Annotated in this window: 18 protein-coding genes and 1 tRNA gene; 10 read left to right on the top strand and 9 right to left on the bottom strand. The window is 31.4% G+C overall.

What is annotated here, in order from left to right; genetic code table 11:
• Positions 1–106: 106 nt before the first annotated feature.
• From AC3QL1_RS00895 to AC3QL1_RS00880, 4 genes are all read left to right on the top strand, one after another.
• Positions 107–523 carry a hypothetical protein gene (locus tag AC3QL1_RS00895; RefSeq protein ID WP_492494363.1) on the top strand — a complete coding sequence of 139 codons (417 nt, stop codon included), beginning with the start codon at positions 107–109 and terminating at the stop codon, positions 521–523.
• Positions 520–1,791 carry a hypothetical protein gene (locus tag AC3QL1_RS00890; RefSeq protein ID WP_492494362.1) on the top strand — a complete coding sequence of 424 codons (1,272 nt, stop codon included), beginning with the start codon at positions 520–522 and terminating at the stop codon, positions 1,789–1,791. Before AC3QL1_RS00895 ends, AC3QL1_RS00890 begins: the two co-directional genes overlap by 4 nt.
• A gap of 155 nt (positions 1,792–1,946) precedes the next feature.
• The gene (locus AC3QL1_RS00885; RefSeq protein ID WP_492494361.1) at positions 1,947–3,206 is read left to right on the top strand and encodes a putative DNA modification/repair radical SAM protein; all 1,260 of its coding nucleotides are present in this window, start codon (positions 1,947–1,949) and stop codon (positions 3,204–3,206) included.
• Between the two features lie 5 nt (positions 3,207–3,211).
• Positions 3,212–3,991 (top strand): TIGR03915 family putative DNA repair protein, encoded by a 780-nt coding sequence (locus AC3QL1_RS00880; protein ID WP_492494360.1) that lies wholly within the window; start codon positions 3,212–3,214, stop codon positions 3,989–3,991.
• A gap of 38 nt (positions 3,992–4,029) precedes the next feature.
• On the opposite strand, the gene map is transcribed toward AC3QL1_RS00880, so the two are convergent.
• Positions 4,030–4,794, bottom strand: a complete 765-nt coding sequence (gene map, locus AC3QL1_RS00875) for a type I methionyl aminopeptidase (protein WP_492494359.1) — start codon at positions 4,792–4,794, stop codon at positions 4,030–4,032.
• A 24-nt stretch (positions 4,795–4,818) separates the two neighbouring features.
• Positions 4,819–5,181, bottom strand: a complete 363-nt coding sequence (locus AC3QL1_RS00870) for a nuclear transport factor 2 family protein (protein ID WP_492494358.1) — start codon at positions 5,179–5,181, stop codon at positions 4,819–4,821.
• Positions 5,182–5,510: 329 nt separating this feature from the next.
• Here AC3QL1_RS00870 and AC3QL1_RS00865 point away from each other — a divergent pair, with 329 nt between their 5' ends.
• The 4 genes from AC3QL1_RS00865 (at position 5,511) to AC3QL1_RS00850 (ending at position 8,689) form a co-directional block, all read left to right on the top strand.
• The gene (locus AC3QL1_RS00865) at positions 5,511–6,959 is read left to right on the top strand and encodes an MBOAT family O-acyltransferase (RefSeq protein WP_492494357.1); all 1,449 of its coding nucleotides are present in this window, start codon (positions 5,511–5,513) and stop codon (positions 6,957–6,959) included.
• 2 nt (positions 6,960–6,961) lie between these two features.
• Entirely contained in the window at positions 6,962–7,402 is a 441-nt protein-coding gene (locus tag AC3QL1_RS00860) for a hypothetical protein (protein WP_492494356.1), read from the top strand.
• On the top strand, positions 7,366–7,926 hold the full coding sequence (locus tag AC3QL1_RS00855) for an SGNH/GDSL hydrolase family protein (protein WP_492494355.1): 561 nt from the start codon (positions 7,366–7,368) through the stop codon (positions 7,924–7,926). The genes AC3QL1_RS00860 and AC3QL1_RS00855 overlap by 37 nt, the downstream gene beginning before the upstream one ends.
• Before the next feature lie 190 nt (positions 7,927–8,116).
• Positions 8,117–8,689, top strand: a complete 573-nt coding sequence (locus tag AC3QL1_RS00850) for a hypothetical protein (protein ID WP_492494354.1) — start codon at positions 8,117–8,119, stop codon at positions 8,687–8,689.
• 247 nt (positions 8,690–8,936) lie between these two features.
• Here the strand turns inward: AC3QL1_RS00850 and AC3QL1_RS00845 are convergent.
• The 3 genes from AC3QL1_RS00845 to AC3QL1_RS00835 all read right to left on the bottom strand — a co-directional run bounded on the left by AC3QL1_RS00845 (position 8,937) and on the right by AC3QL1_RS00835 (position 11,206).
• Positions 8,937–9,009 (bottom strand) — tRNA-Met (locus tag AC3QL1_RS00845).
• A gap of 127 nt (positions 9,010–9,136) precedes the next feature.
• Positions 9,137–9,673, bottom strand: a complete 537-nt coding sequence (locus AC3QL1_RS00840) for a DUF4269 domain-containing protein (RefSeq protein WP_492494353.1) — start codon at positions 9,671–9,673, stop codon at positions 9,137–9,139.
• A gap of 6 nt (positions 9,674–9,679) precedes the next feature.
• Positions 9,680–11,206, bottom strand: coding sequence for a glycosyltransferase family 39 protein (locus AC3QL1_RS00835; RefSeq protein ID WP_492494352.1), 1,527 nt, complete (start codon positions 11,204–11,206; stop codon positions 9,680–9,682).
• A gap of 667 nt (positions 11,207–11,873) precedes the next feature.
• Here AC3QL1_RS00835 and AC3QL1_RS00830 point away from each other — a divergent pair.
• Positions 11,874–12,839 (top strand): leucine-rich repeat domain-containing protein, encoded by a 966-nt coding sequence (locus AC3QL1_RS00830; protein WP_492494351.1) that lies wholly within the window; start codon positions 11,874–11,876, stop codon positions 12,837–12,839.
• Between the two features lie 207 nt (positions 12,840–13,046).
• Here AC3QL1_RS00830 and AC3QL1_RS00825 read toward each other — a convergent pair whose 3' ends face one another.
• A complete protein-coding gene (locus tag AC3QL1_RS00825) occupies positions 13,047–13,217 on the bottom strand; it encodes a hypothetical protein (protein ID WP_492497517.1) in 171 nt (56 codons plus the stop codon).
• Positions 13,218–13,368: 151 nt separating this feature from the next.
• On the opposite strand from AC3QL1_RS00825, the gene AC3QL1_RS00820 reads away from it, so the two are divergent.
• Positions 13,369–13,698, top strand: a complete 330-nt coding sequence (locus AC3QL1_RS00820) for a hypothetical protein (protein WP_492494350.1) — start codon at positions 13,369–13,371, stop codon at positions 13,696–13,698.
• Positions 13,699–13,736: 38 nt separating this feature from the next.
• Here the strand turns inward: AC3QL1_RS00820 and AC3QL1_RS00815 are convergent, their stop codons facing one another.
• Genes AC3QL1_RS00815 through AC3QL1_RS00805 form a run of 3 tightly spaced genes read right to left on the bottom strand, consistent with a single transcriptional unit; the run spans position 13,737 to position 16,589 of the window.
• On the bottom strand, positions 13,737–15,041 hold the full coding sequence (locus tag AC3QL1_RS00815) for an ATP-binding protein (protein WP_492494349.1): 1,305 nt from the start codon (positions 15,039–15,041) through the stop codon (positions 13,737–13,739).
• 17 nt (positions 15,042–15,058) lie between these two features.
• Complete coding sequence (locus tag AC3QL1_RS00810; RefSeq protein ID WP_492494348.1) at positions 15,059–15,625, bottom strand: hypothetical protein; 567 nt, start codon at positions 15,623–15,625, stop codon at positions 15,059–15,061.
• A gap of 10 nt (positions 15,626–15,635) precedes the next feature.
• Positions 15,636–16,589, bottom strand: coding sequence for a tetratricopeptide repeat protein (locus tag AC3QL1_RS00805; RefSeq protein ID WP_492494347.1), 954 nt, complete (start codon positions 16,587–16,589; stop codon positions 15,636–15,638).
• Positions 16,590–16,598: the final 9 nt, after the last annotated feature.

Raw genomic sequence — 16,598 nt, 5'->3', positions numbered from 1 at the left:
TCCGATGTCCTATTATTATGTAGATTAAAATTGAAAATCAAATGATTAAAAAAAACGAAGCCAAAAACCGAAATATAAAAAAGATAAGATCTAAAACCAGGAAATCATGAATGTAGTAAAGTATCAAATTGAAGATAATACTAATGAAATAAATATAGCAGTAAATATTCTTACTGCAGATGGAGCATTGGTGACGGCAGATGTAGACTTATTTTTAAATGATAAAAAATATCTAAAGGGAGAATCAAAAAATGGCGAACATTTTATTAGTAAATCTCCTCTTGGAATTGCGAATGAATTGGCAAATGGTTTATTGGTAATTGAAGCCGATATGGATTTAAAACTCATCGAAAAGGATTTTTGGGAAGATACTTTTAAAAACTTAAGTATAGAATATATTTTAAGTGGCGGAAAAGAAGCGAAGAGTTTTAAACTTGAGACAGAAGATATAAAATACAAAAGTGATTCAGGCAGAATCATTATTACAAAAAAATATATTTTCCTAAAAAGAGTTAAGTCATGAAAAAGATAATCCGAATCATAATCATCAGCTTCCTGTTAATTTCAAGTGTAAAAGCGCAGGAAACAATGGAGTTAAAGGATTTAAAAACGCCTAACTCTCCCGGTTTTCAAATTATTGATGCTGCACCTTCATCCATAGAACGACCAACAAATCCAAAAGCTTTTGCGGTTTCATTAATGAGTTTAACCAGCAATGGTACGGCAATTCCCAAAAACTTTGCTATGGAATTTTCGCCTTTCTGGACTTTTAAATCTGATTCGACAAGCAGTATTCATAAATACCTTAATATTCCGAAAGATAAAAGTTCAAATTTTTTTAGTGGGATTTTTAGAAAAATGAGTGTTTCTCTGGCTTCAACTTTTAATGATTCTACAGCAGGAAGTCTGCTTAAAAATACCAATTATATTGCTTTTGGAGTTAGGACTAATTTAATTACGATTAGAACTAAAACACAAGCTGACAATATTAGTAAAGCATTTTCTAAATATTCTAAAAAAGTTAGAGAATTAAGAACGCATAAAGAGGAATTAGATTCATTAAACAACCAATTGGCGAACAGCATTGGCGAATCGGAGCGTTTAAGTATTATTTTAGAAGATGCAGCGGGTGATGAAAAGAAAGAAGCACAACAAAAATATAATGCAGAAATCGCGAAGCAGAATGTTATAGGTCTCAGAATTGTTTCGATAAGTGAAGCCCAGCCAAACGAATTGGAAAAAGCTTTAGATGGAGATAAAGAAATTCAGAGTTATTATAAAACTTTTGCAGAATTGCCTGTTTTTCAATTAGACGGAGCTTTTGCGTATTCTGAGGCTTTACCGGATAATAAATCTGATAATAAGCGCTTTAATAGAAGTGGAGTTTGGTTAAACGGAGCTTATAATATCAATAATATCAAAATTGATGATAATCTTTTAAATGGAAATTTTTCAATAATAGGATCTCTTCGTTATATCAGCGACAATGTTTTAGAAGTCAATACAACCGATGTTTTTAACAGATCGAATGCTTTCGATTATGGCGGAAGAATACAATATACCATAAAAGATTTTTCTATTTCGTATGAATATTTAAAAAGAGAATATTCTGGAAATAACAGTAATTTAAATAGTGACAGAAGCGTAGGATTGATGGAATATAAAATCAATGACAATCTCTATTTTACGGGAACATATGGAAAGAATTTTGGACAGGAAAATACTCTTTTTACTTTATTCGGAATCAATTACGGATTTGGAAATTCAAAATTAAAAGTTCCAGAGAATTGATTTAAAGTTGTTTACTACATCATAAAATTCATCATAAAATCTACAGCAGTAAAATTTGATACAATTTAGAACAATCGATTTCATAATCTTTCTGTCTTAAAAGAGTAGTTTTGAGGTTAACAAATTTAATTTCTTAACCACAAAAGAAGCTCAAAATGGTACATGAAAGAGTGATGGAGAAGTTGGCGATTTTAGCTGATGCTGCAAAATATGATGTTTCCTGTTCGTCTGGTCAAAGTAACAGAAAAAACAAAAATAAGGGATTAGGAGATTCTTCCGGATCCGGCATTTGTCATTCGTATACCGAAGACGGACGTTGTGTTGCTTTACTGAAAATTTTACTGACCAATCACTGCATTTTTGACTGCGCTTATTGCGTAAGCCGAAAAAGCAATGATGTAAAACGCGCCGCTTTTACGGTACAGGAAGTCGTTGATCTCACAATTGGTTTTTACAGAAGAAATTATATCGAAGGTTTATTTTTGAGTTCGGGTATTTTTGATAATCCGGATTATACGATGGAACGTTTGGTCAGAATTGCCAAGAAATTGCGATTAGAGGAAAATTTTAATGGTTACATCCACTTAAAAGCGATTCCGGGGGCGAGTGACGAATTGCTTCAGCAAGCCGGAATGTATGCAGACCGATTAAGTGTAAATGTCGAAATGCCAACAGAGCAAAGCCTGAAATTGCTTGCGCCGGAGAAAAATCATATTGATGTGATTAAACCAATGGAATATCTTAAAAATGAAATTGCCGGACATAAAGAAGAAAAAAAATTAAACTACAAAGCGCCGGTTTTTGCTCCTGCTGGACAAAGCACGCAAATGGTTATTGGCGCAACCAAAGAAAATGATCTTGAAATTTTAGGTATGGCCAATTATTTTTATGAAAAAATGAACATGCGTCGTGTTTATTATTCCGGATATGTGCCAATAAGTTATGACAACAGGCTTCCGGCAATTGGAACACCGGTTCCCATGATACGCGAAAATCGCTTGTATCAGGCTGATTGGTTAATTCGTTTGTACGGATTTAATGTAAATGAAATCGTGGGATTTGATCAGCCAAATCTTGACCTTGATGTAGATCCAAAATTAGGATGGGCTTTGAGAAACCTGCATCAATTTCCGGTAGATATTAATACCGCGGATTTAGAACTTGTAAAACGCATTCCTGGAATTGGTTTTCTGGGAGCGCAAAAAATTGTAGCAGCAAGAAAATTTAAAAAACTAGTGCCGCAGGATTTGCAAAAACTTGGAATTGCCTATTCGCGCGCCAAATATTTTCTGGCATTTGCAACGCCATTTCAATTACAAAAAGATTTAACTTCTAATCAAATCAAGGATTATATCTTAAATACGCAAAAAAGTAAATACCAAAATGATTTCTCAAACCAACTTGCTTTATTCTAATCAAAATGACACAAGTAATTTACGATGGAACATACGAAGGCTGGCTCACAGCGGTATTTGAAATTTACGAATATAAACTGGAAGATATAGTTTTTGCTAAAAACGATTCTTCGGCTGCTTTATTTTTTGCAGAGACGCATGAAGTTGCAACAAATATTGATAAAGCCAATCGAATTATGAACGGTTTGAAACAACGCCTTTCTAAAGAAGGATTTCAGAATGTTTACTGTGCCTTTTTATCCGAAGTAAACGGAATCGACGAAATTTTATTTCTGTTTGCTAAATATGTTTTCTCCAGTTCAAATAATATTGAGGAAGATTTAAGCAATGATCAGGTTTTGGGCGTTAAAAAAGCTTCGCGTTTTGCAGTAAAAGAAAGTCACAGAATGAAAGCTTTTGTGCGTTTTAAACTGGCAAAAGATCAATTGTATTATGCTATAGTGGAGCCGGAATGTGATGTTTTACCACTTATAGAAAGTCATTTTAAAAATCGTTACGCAGATCAGCGCTGGTTAATATATGATGCAAAACGCAAATACGGAATTTATTATGATCTTGAAAATACGTCAACCGTAGCATTACAATTTAATACGCAATCGAAATCATCAAAATTTTTAGCTGAAATAGAACAAGAAGATGAAGAATTTTTTCAAAACCTGTGGAGAAATTATTTCAAAAGTGTCAATATTGAATCCAGAAAAAATACAAAATTACACCTTCAGCATATGCCAAAACGATATTGGAAAAATTTGACAGAGAAAATTCCAGATATGAAAAAGAGATAAAAAGAGACCTGAAAAAGCCTCTTTTTATCTCTTTATAATTAATTCCAGATTCCGTTCATTTCAGTCAAAATGATTGGTTTACCGTTCGTAACCACAATCGTATGTTCGTGTTGTGCCATGTGACCGCCTTTGTCGCCAACCATTGTCCAGCCGTCATTAAGTTCTACTGCCAGTGATGAAGATGTTGATATAAAAGTTTCGATAGCGACAACAGAATCTTTCTTAAAACGTCTTTGGTCAAAACGGTTTTTATAGTTTAGTAATTCATCCGGCTGTTCGTGTAAGCTTCTGCCAATGCCGTGTCCGCCTAAATTTTTTATTACTTTGTAGCCTCTTTTTTTAGCTTCTGTTTCGATAAGATATCCAATTTCAGAAATCTTTACGCCGCCTTTTATATTATCAATTGCTTTTTGCAGAATATCTTTTGATGCGTCAACCAGTTTCTGATGTCCGTTTTTATCTTCGCCAATCACAAAAGAACCTCCGTTATCTGACCAAAAACCATCCAATTCTGCCGAAACATCAATATTGATTAAATCACCTTCTTCAAGAATTCTTTTATCAGATGGAATACCGTGGCAAAATTCATTATTTACGCTAATGCAAGTCCATCCCGGAAAACCGTAAGTTAAATACGGAGCTGATTTTGCTCCTAAATCATTCAGGATTTTTCCGCCATAGTCATCTAATTCTTTTGTGGTCATTCCGGGTTTGGCAAATTTTCTCATTTCTTTCAAAGTAAAAGCCACGGCTTCACTTGCCTTTTTCATTCCGATTAATTCTGATTCCTGCTTTATTGACATGCTGTTTATTTTAAAAGTGCAAAATTAATTATTTTCAACCAATTCAATATCCATCGTTTTTATCAATCCGTCTTCAAAAGTATAAACGTGTTTTACCAGTCCGTCAAACATTAAACCGCCTTGTAAATCTTTCACATTTTGGTGTACTTTGACTTCGAGGCTTCCGTTTTCTCTTTCATTGAAACCAACCGGCTCAACTTTGGGATTTATTTCTGTCCATTGTCTTGTCCAATATTGCTTAATTTCATCGTGTCCGCTTATATAACCGCCTTCCCACGCTTTTGACCACTGTACATCTTTTTGCATTGTCGATAATGCATTGTCAATATTTCTTTCGTTAAAAGCAGAATATGCTTTCTGGATTGTATCTTCAAATTGATTTGCCATCTGTTTTTTAAATTAAATTATAATCAGTATTTTAAAACTTAGAATAACCGGTAGTTTTTATTATAGCTAATATAAACTATTTTTCATTATTAATTTTTGTTGTAAAACTATGTCAATACTCCAAATTTCTCTGCACTTTTTAAGCGAAAAATATTGAAAATCGTAACCAATTTATCGAAGATTATTATCTATTTATTTAATAATTGTTTTAAATTAAAATGGTTTTTTTAACTAAAAATGGAGAAATAAAATATACTATATTTGCGGCCTTAAAGTAGGTTTAAGTAATTAGTTTACACTTTAAATAAACCTTATAAGCCTGTACAATTATGCTTTTCAATTCGTTAAATTTTGCAATATTTCTGCCTTTAATATTTATATTGTATTGGTTTGTCGCAAAAAAATCTCTAAAACGCCAGAATATTTTGCTTTTAATTGCGAGCTATTTTTTTTATGCTTGTTGGGATTGGCGGTTTTTATTTCTCCTTATATTCTCGACTTTACTAGATTATTATAGTGGAATTAAAATGTCGGATTCGAAAAACAATAATGAAAAGAAATTTTGGTTTTGGCTGAGTATTTTTATAAATCTTGGTTTTTTGGGTGTTTTTAAATACTACAATTTTTTTGCTGCATCTTTTGCAAGTGCAATTTCTAAATTTGGTTTCTCTCCAAATTTCTGGACATTAAAAGTAATCTTGCCTGTTGGAATATCCTTTTATACTTTTCACGGTTTATCGTACGTAATTGATATTTACAAAGACCGAATTAAAGCCGAAAAGAATTTCATCGATTATTCACTGTTTGTAAGTTTCTTTCCTTTGTTGGTGGCAGGACCAATTGAACGAGCAACACATCTTTTGCCTCAAATAAAAAAAGAAAGAACTTTTGACTATTCAAAAGCAGTAGATGGATTGAAACAGATTTTATGGGGACTATTCAAAAAAATAGTAATTGCCGACCAATGCGCAGAATATGCTAATTTAATTTTTAATCATTCGGCGGAGTATTCAGGAAGTACCCTTCTCGTCGGAGCGCTCTTTTTTACATTCCAAATTTATGGCGACTTTTCAGGATACTCAGATATTGCTATAGGAACTGCAAGACTTTTTGGGTTTGATTTATTGAGAAATTTTGCTTTTCCTTATTTTTCGAGAGATATAGCTGAGTTTTGGAGACGTTGGCATATCTCATTGTCATCATGGTTTAGGGATTATTTATATATACCATTAGGAGGAAGTAAAGGAGGAACCTGGATAAAGGTCAGGAATACGTTTATCATATTTATCGTAAGCGGCTTTTGGCATGGAGCAAATTGGACATTTATTATTTGGGGTTTTCTAAATGCTTTGTTCATAATGCCTTCTATTATTTTTAACACCAACAGGAATAATTTGGACATTGTAGCTCAGGGAAAATATTTTCCAACCATTAAAGAATTGCTATCGATGATGCTTACTTTTAGCTTAACTGTTTTTGCATGGATTTTCTTTAGGGCAGAAAATTTGTCACATGCCTGGAATATAATAATAAAAATATTTTCTAAAAGTTTATTTCAACATGTTGTATACGAAAATGATGATTTTGCCAAACCAATTATTTTGTTGCTGTTACTATTCTTATTAATAGAATGGTTAGGCAGAGAGCAAAAATATGCAATTGAAAAAGCTGGAAAGGCGTTTCCAAAAGCTGTAAGATGGAGCTTTTATTATGCTATTGTTTTAATGATACTTTACTTTAGCGGTACGAATCAAGAATTTATATATTTCCAATTTTAGAGATGAAAAAATTTATAATCAATTTACTTTTGTTTATTATTCCAGTGATAATTTTAATTTATCCATTGGATCTGTTTATTTCTAAAAATTTAAAGAAATCAAATTCATTTGCAGTTGGCGAATATTCTACATGGAATGATGTTGTAGATGGGAAAATAAATTCTGAAATTGTGATAAATGGCAGTTCAAGAGCATATCAGCATTTTAATCCAGTAATGATTGGCGAACAATTACATGTTCCTGCCTATAATATTGGAATGAATGGTCACAATTTTTGGCTGCAATATTTAAGACATTCACTTTTATTAGAAAGAAATAAAAAGCCCAAATTAATAATACATTCCCTGGACATATTTACTTTGGAAAAAAAACCAAACTTGTCCAACTTTGTTCAATTTCTTCTTACATGCTTTGGAATGATAAAATCAAAAATGCAACAATAAGTTATAATGGTTTTGAATTAATAGATTATACAATTCCGTTAATCAGATATAATAAAAGCCGCGATTCTAAAAAAGTTGCTTTATCGATGGCTAAAATTAAAACAGATAAAGTGGGTAGAGTAAAGGGATACATGCCACAAGACATGCAGTGGAATTCAGATTTTAATGAAGCTAAAAAGAAAATGAAGAATTACGATATAAAATTTGATAATGCAACCGTAATTTTATTCGATAAATATTTAAGAGAATGTAAGTCTGAAAATATAAAGGTTGTTTTTGTTTATTCTCCTGAATATATTGAAGGGCAGAAATTCATTAAAAATAGAGATGAAATAATATCGATTTATAAGAAGTTTAGCAAAAAATATGATATTCCATTTTATGATTATTCCAATGACCCAATGTCATTTGAAAAAAAATATTTTTACAATGCAGAACATCTAAATAAAGAAGGATCAGAAGTGTTTACACAAAAGTTAATCGATACATTAAAGAAAAATAATGTTCTCAAATCTTTAAAATAAAAATTGCGGATATAAATCCTAAAGCTTAGGATTTAAAATAAAAAATATCCGCTCCGCAAATGTCTCTGACTTTGCGTAATTTTTTTGTTTAATAAAAAAAGTAAACATCTTAAAAGTCTCTACCTTTAATGTTACAAATTAGATTAAATAACGGCTATTGTAAAAAAAAACCAAACAAGAATCGATTTATATGAAATCATTAAAATTACAAATCATCCTTTTTTTAACTATTTTGTCATTTAACATTTTAAATGCGCAACAGCATGTAAAACTTAATTTTAAAAGAATTGAACTAGCAATTTATGAAGTAAATGGAAATCCATCAAAAATTAATGTTATAGATTATGCGCAGATAAATGAATACGGAATTGTTTCTGTTCATTTAAATGGTAACAGTGGATTAAAATTTTACCGATACCAATTATCAAATGAACTCATGAGTCAAATTAATTCATTAATAACTGGTAAAGATTCTTTAAAAAAACATTTAGTCAAAACTAAAATAAACGTTGGAAAGCACTATGCCGGAAGTTATAACTTTATTGCTTTTGACAAGGAAGAATTGTGTTTTGTTGAACCATATATGTCAAAGGCATTTAATTTAATTTTTAACCAATTAGAAGATATAATATTAAAACAATCTGAAAATGCAGAAATTAATAATCCAAAATTCAAACTTAAAGAAATAGAAAAACGAGTTTTAATTGAACATAAAAAATCTAATTATTTACCGAAAATTGAGCAGCCATTAAGTGTGAAATAATATTGATCTGCAAAGAAAAATTGGAGACGAAGATAAGATGCATTTTTTACCACTGCTGGCGCGAGCATCCCGCTCGTGACCGCAAAGGATATTGATAAAGAAAGTTTAAAATACTAAAGCCGCTATTTAAAGTTTCTCAGTATCTATTTATAAGCTGTGCGAATGTCTCTGACTTCGCACCCGCAACCTAAATCAAATTTTAGTATAAACAAAAAAGCTTCAGATTTATCTGAAGCTTTTGTCTTAGTAGCGGGAACAGGACTCGAACCTGTGACCTTCGGGTTATGAGCCCGACGAGCTGCCTACTGCTCTATCCCGCGATGTTTCGGGTGCAAAGATAAGCAGTAAATACGGTTATCCAAAGAAATTCAGGAAATATTTTTTTAGAGAATTAAAAATTTAATAACTTATTAACAAACAGTTTGTTGTGTTTTATGAAACAAGGATTTAAAAGTCAGAATCAATTTTGAAATTTAGTAATTCCTGATATGGATTTGTTTTTAGACCTAATAATAATCCAAAAGCAGGTTCAGTTTTGTGACCTTTTTGTTTGAGTTTGATGATTTCTAATCTAAAATTTTCGCCTTTTGATTGTAGAATTTTATGTTCTATAATCATGTGTTTATATCCATTTTGATTTTTGACAGGAATGTTTTGCCCAAAGATTTCAATTTCAAAAGAATCTATTTTAAAATTTGCTACAACCGTTTCTTCATTTTCAATTTGAGTTTCATGAATGGTAAATTCATTTTTATTTCCAAAAACAGACCGAACTTTTTCTATAAAATCGGTTTTATTTTTCCAGTAACAAATAATATCCAGATCGCTATTCTCAATATCAATATTGATCGGAATAGTTCCAACTAAAATCGGTTCAAACTCAGCAATATTTGATAAGACTTTATATTTGGTTAGGATTTCATAAGCCCTAATCTGTTTTTCGTTTCCCGTTTTTAAATATTCTATGTTCGTAAAATCGGTCATTATTATTTATTTGCTGTAGTCTTTTGTTTCTTTAATTTCCTGCTCAATTCTTTTATTGATGTTGATTTTAGCATTTGTAAAAACAAAAATAGTGGTTTTGTATTCGCGAGCATTTTTATTGGTTATTTCTCCTGTGATTTTTCCAGTTTCAAAATACGGACTTGTTTCTTGAAATTCGGTACTCTTTTCTTCAAAATCCTTAATTCTGATTAGATTTTTATATTGAATATCAAGATTAAACCAGTTTACATAATCGGCATTAAAAGAAACTGCTTTTATTCCTTTTTTTGTATAATAATTAATAGCTCCCGCCTGACCGTAATTGTCACAAAGAACCAATGTTTTTTCGGGATTTTGAAGAATTGCATATACAGAATCTGTTTTTCGGGCAAGTTCTTTCCATCCCAGCATATCGGCAAAATCCTGGGGTAAATGATGATCTTTTCCATCTTCCCAACGAAGCATTCCCAGTTTTTTATATTTCTCCTGATGATTTACAATATACTCCGGACTTTTATTTGGGAAAGCCAGATTGTACATCGGAATAAAAAATAATAACGGAATTAAAATAAAGACTGGCTGTAAATAACGTTTCCAACCCGTTTTTAAAATTTCGGCAAGAAAAACTGCTCCAAAAGCAATATAAATTGGATACAAACCAATGGCATAATAGGCTTTTGCTTTGAAGTATAAAAACACAATCAGCGTGAAAATAATAGAACCAAAGAAGAATTTATATTTTTCGAAAGGCTTATAAAATAACAAAGCATATAATCCGAAAATTATAACCGGAAAAGCACCAATAAAAAACAACAATTGTTCTTTCATAAATTCGAAGCGATCAACATTGACGAGTTGAGTTTCGGCCAATTCTTTCATATGATGTACAATTGGAAATTGATTTTTGTACTGCCAAAATAAATTCGGCAAAATCAAAAGTAACCCGACAATCAGAGCGTAGTAAACTTTTTTCTCTAATAAAATTTTTCTTTGACCAGAAAGTAAAAGTGCAGGAGGGAGTCCGATAAGTAAAAAGAGAATATTGTATTTGTTTAAAAATCCAAACGCAAAAACAACTGCACCAATGTAAAACCAATTTTTATCCTGCGATGTCAGATATCGAATTAGTACATAATAAAAAGCAGTCCAACACAATACATCTAATGAATTGGGCTGATAAAGCATATTAATTCGCAGTAAAGAAGATAATAGAATGCAAGTTGCACCCAAAACCAAAGCATATAAATTTCCTTTAAGCGTTTCGATAGTTTTCCACACTATTACAAGCGTTAAAACACCAAAAAAAGCAGGGAAGAACTTAACCCAAAAAACAGAATTTCCCAATAAATATATTAAATAAGAAAACCACGAAGTAACCGGCGGAACCGATAAATATCCCCAAGCCAAATGATGCGCCTGATCAAGATGCAGATATTCATCACGCTGTAAATCATATTCAGAACTTAGTAAGGTGTATTGCAGAACAAATTTTAGAATGATAAATGCGGTTAGAATAATGGTTTTTTTGGTCATGGTGGTTTTGGTTTTGTGACTAAGCTTTTCAATTTTAAATCTTTAGCTAAATATAAAATTAAATATGTTAACTGAGGATTTTCGCAATTACTGATTCAAAATGATTAAATATTTGAAAGTCTTAAATTACAAGTGAGTTTAGATTTAACCATTTAATTGAATTATTTCCTTGATATTTTGAATGTGTTAAATTAAATATTAAAGCTTGCATTGTGATTCTGTTTTATTTTTATTTGCTTTTTTTAACAAATATTTATTTCTGAATTTTAAAATTTATATATGAAAAGTTTTGGTATAGGTAAAATGCCAAAGCTATTGCAGGATCAGGAATGAAAGGTATTGGACAAGGTACTGAGGCCTTGGAATGATTGCTTTTGGTACAGTTACAGGTGGAGCGGGTTTCAATATTTAGATGAAGCTGGAGAGGTAACAGAATACACTGGACAATCAAAGAATGTGGAAAAGCGATTGACCTCAGCATACAAACGGGGGGTAAAAAAGTACCCATAGAGGGAACTGTTAAAAAAACTTCAGTAAAAGGAGGAAAAACTGCTCGTGAATTCATGAGACAAAAGTTTACGAATTTAAAAAAGCTAATAGTAGCATCCCACAATATTAGAAGACCCGTAAGTGCAGCAAGGGAAGTAAAATTAAGGCAAGCAGGAACATGGACAGATTAAAAGAAAATATTGTTATCGCCAAATTTGGTAAGACATTTCAATTTAGCGATAATCATTTTAATGATTTGGAATTGAAAGATGAAGTAATTAATCTCATTAAAGAAGAGGATGTTTTTTCGTTGACAGTGTTAGACAAGGCATACTCTTTAGTTGAGAATATTGGTATTACAAAAAATGAAACGTCATTTCTTAAAACACTTCATTGCATCAAAAATATAACAATATCAAAATTAAATATAGATCTTAATGGATTAACGTATTTGACTAATTTAGAGAAATTGTTATTAGGAGAAAGTACAACTAAACCTGTAGATTTTACATTTTTTAAAGAGTTGAAAGAAGCTGAGCTAGTATGGACAAAAGAGAGAGATTCTATTTTGGAATGTGAAAGGTTGGAGACTTTGATACTAAGAAGTTATAAGTTGAAAGATTTAAAAGATTTCAATAAACTTAAAAATTTAAAAAATTTAACTCTTGTGAGTTCAAGTATGGAAAATCTGGAGGGTTTAGAGAATTTGGTAAATTTGGAAGTACTGGAGCTGCATTTTGATAGTAAATTAGAAGATTTGACAGCTCTATCAAAATGCACAAAACTAAAAAGGATTCGACTTGCTAATCTTCCTAAAATACAAAACTTATCTGCTTTAGAAAATTGTAAAAGTCTTGAATGTGTTATTGTTGAAAATTGTAAAAAAGTAAGTGATAATAAAGCACTTTTTACGCTAAGCAATCTCAAAATTTTTTCATATTCAAATTCTGGAGAATTTGAAAGTATTAAAGGAATTGATAATTTAGTTCAATTAGAAAGATTTGCCATTTCAGATACCAATATTATAGATAGTAACTTAGATTCGTTATTGAAATTAAAGAAATTAATTTTTTGCTTCTTTAAAGATAAAAAACATTATTCCTTAAAATTACAAGAATTAAAAATCAAATTAGGAATTGCGTAAATAAAATTAATAATGAATAAGATAATACAAATACTGTTTATAGTAATTGCGACGAGTGTTTGGTCAATCCAATAAAGAACCCCGTTCTCCAAAGACTTCTTATAAGCGCTGTACGAATGTCTCCTGACTTCGCACCCGCAAAGTAAATCAACAAAGCCATTCCATAACGGAGTGGTTTTTTCTTTTATCATAAAATCTTATTCAGAACTATATCTTTCGAAATAATTCTGATATTTCTACATTCAAAGCTTTACTGATTCGAATAAGTTTGTCGATTCCCATAATTTGTTTGCCTAACATATATCGCCTTAACGCTTCAATATCTAAATCTGAATCGTGAGCAATATGTCTTACTTTAAGATTTTTTTCTTTTATAATCTCCTTAATATTATTTTCAACAATCTTAATTAATTTTTCTACTCTTTTATGAAATAACAGTCATAAATGCAGGAACGTATATGTCCAGTGGTATGTATTCCTATTTTATTATAAGAATTTGTTGAACTATGCAAATAAAAATAAAGACCTTATGGAAACTAATGAAATTAAAAAATTAGAGAATCTTAAAAAAGTAATTGGAAAGTATTTCAATAATCCAAAGCAAGATAATAAATCAGGATTTTATACAGCTCAAATCAAGATTAATTATTATGAACTTGGTTGTGTGATTACAAATATGATTAAAATGTGTGTTTTAATATTAGATAATGACGGGCATATAAAGTCAAGTACAAATAAAAACCCTGTAAATGTTTCGCTGGTTTTAGAAATGGTACTTGAAATGTTTCCTTCAAATGAATTTGACTTGTTGGGTGAAATTAATGAGATTGTTATGGATTCGCAGATTATTGAGGAATAAGATAAATAGTTTACGAGCAAGCAGAGTAGAATTCAAAATCACATCATTTTTCCTTCTTTCACATATTCTTTTTTTATTCCCTGAATAAGGTGATGCAGTTTAATATTTTCGTTTTCGTCTTCTAATGTTCTCAAACACGCATATTGAATAATGTTGACAATATTGGCGCCCGTAATATCGTATTTTTTTGAAAGCTCGTTCAGATTTACATCTTCGGCAATTCGGATTCCTTTTGGTAAATTATTTTGCCAAAGTTTTAAACGTTCATCATACGAAGGCACTTCGAACTCAATTATAGATTGAAATCTTCGGGTGAAAGCCGTATCGATATTCGCTTTAAAATTAGAAGCCAGAATAACCAATCCGGGATGATTTTCGATGCGCTGCAGCAAATACGAAACTTCCTGATTGGCATATTTATCATGCGCGTCTCTAACGTTGGTTCTTTTTCCGAAAACCGCATCGGCTTCGTCAAAAAAGAGAATCCAGTCTTTGTCAATCGCTTTGTCGAAAAGAGAAGAAAGATTTTTTTCGGTTTCACCAATATATTTCGAAATCACCATTGACAAATCAATTCGGTATACGTCTCTTTGAGTGTATTTTCCAAGAAGTGACGCCGTAAGGGTTTTTCCTGTTCCCGGCGCACCATAAAACATAACTCTGAAACCGGGTTTTATATTGGTTTTCATATTCCATTCATGAAGCAGAATATCATTGAATTTCAGCCAGGTTTCAATTTCCTTAATCTGATTTAAAGTATTGGAATTGAGAACCAAATCCTCCCAATCTAATTGTGTTTCGATTAATTGCGCCGGAAAAATGCTGCTAAGCTGTGGTTTCAGAATTTTTCCGGTCAGGAATTTTTCGATGTATTCTTCTTCTAAAATAAGCAAACCGCTCAATTTTGGTTCGCCAACGGGAACAGCTTGTATTTTGACGATTCCTTTTTGATACAAAAATGAGTGATTGTGCAGATTATTATAGAAAGCAATTCGGTTTTCGAGATCATTTCCAGCGATTAAAAATTGTGCGGTTTCACCTGTTGGCAGGATTCCGCGATGGTTTTTGGTTTTTATTCCGCCAAATTCAGGCAATTCACCACCATTTGGTAAATAGTCGGCAATAATCGAACTTAAAAAATCAGGCTTCAAATGCGGAACAAACGCCAATGCCAATAAAAGAATATCAGTTTCGGTTAGCTTATTTTCGATAATAAATTCATTAATAAATCCATCCGAATAAAGTTGATCCAAAACAGGTTTTTGCATCGGGTTTTCTGCCTGAAAAAGGATGTCAAGCTGAAAGACAAGTTGGTTTTTTAAGTAGTCAAAAATCGCATTCATGTTGTTTCTTTAAATCATTAAAAATTTCTTAAGCTTATAATTAATGTGTTTTTGACGTTTTCATCTACAGTATCGTCAATATAAGTAATCACAGAAAGCCTGTATATTTCTTCATATTCCCACGCATAGGCTTTAAAATTCTGATAGGGTAAATTAAAGACTTCGTCATGAATTTTAATCGTTGGCGAACTCTTAAAAATAGTCGTAAAATAATCGATTATTTTATGTAAGGTGTCCAGGAAAATCTCAGAATACTTTTGAATTTTATTGTTTTCCAGTAAATTAGTAAACTCAACATAGTCATTTCCGCCATCTTTTTTCCAATAAAAATCAGGGTAGCTTATAAAAAAAAGCTTGATTTCGGTTACTTTATTAGTGTCTTCAAGAAAGTTATAATAGACCAGAATTTCTTCTGTTTCTCCTACTTCATAGAAATAACTCAAAAAAGGATTGCTGTATCGTTTTTCTTCAGTTGGTGTTCCTTCTTTTGTAATCACATCATTTATGTCGTCACCCATTTTAATTCCCCTAAAATGAATATCATTGGTTTTGATAATTTCATCAAATAAATTTTCAGTTGCCATTTTGTTACTTTTAAATTAATAATTCTTTCGCTTTTGCTGAATAAGGATTGCTGGTTTTGGTTAAAAGAGATAAAAGTTCGATTCCTTTTTGTCGGGTTTCTTTTTTGCCAAGGTAAATACTGCCCAGATAATAAGTCGCTTTTAGATTATTTGTCTCCTTTTTTAAAACCAGTTGAAGTTCCTTCAAGGCTTCATCTTCTCTTTTATTTCCGAGTAGAACAACTGCTTTATCCACTCGTACCGCATAATTAGCAGGATTGTTTTTTAATAATTCATCCCAATAGGCTAAAGTACTTTCAATATCATTGCAGGTCATACTGATAGCGCCTGCCAGATGAAGTGATTTTTCCCATGAATTGTGAAATTCTATGCTGGTTTCAATGGCTTTTTTCGCCAGATTAAAGTTGCGGTTTTTAAAATGAATATAAGCGATATAGTACCAAACTTCATATTCTGATTTTTCCTGTAAACGGGCCAGTTGAAGCACATCCAATGCTTCCTGATACAACTCTTTTTTGATATAATTTTTTGCCAGTTGAATTTTAAACGAAACTTCCACACTTACCTGAATGATTATGGTCGAAAGTGCTTCGATTGCTTTGTCTGTCTGGTTGGTGAATTCGTATAAGGCCACCAGACTTTTCCATGCGGCATTGTCACCTTTGTCCAGGCTAATTTTATAATATTTTTCGGCCTCCTCATATCTGTTTTGATACACTAAACTATGCCCAAGATTTAAGGCATAAGTAGCATTTGGAGATTGGTTGTAAGCTTTTACAAAAACGTCTTCTGCTTCCTGAAATTTTTCTTCCTGAAGATATAAAAGTCCCAGATTATTTAAGGTTGTGGCATTGTTTGAATCAATATTCAGAACTTCAAAATAGTTGTTTTTTGCTTTTTCAAAATCATGATTTAAAAAATGCAGAACGCCTTGATTGTTTATTTCTTTTGTGTCAGTAATCATAACAGCATA

This window comes from Flavobacterium sp. GW823-FHT04A11 (genome assembly GCF_058796535.1).
The sequence above is the reverse complement of the archived record's forward strand: the minus strand, read 5'-3'. Positions and strand labels throughout refer to the sequence as shown.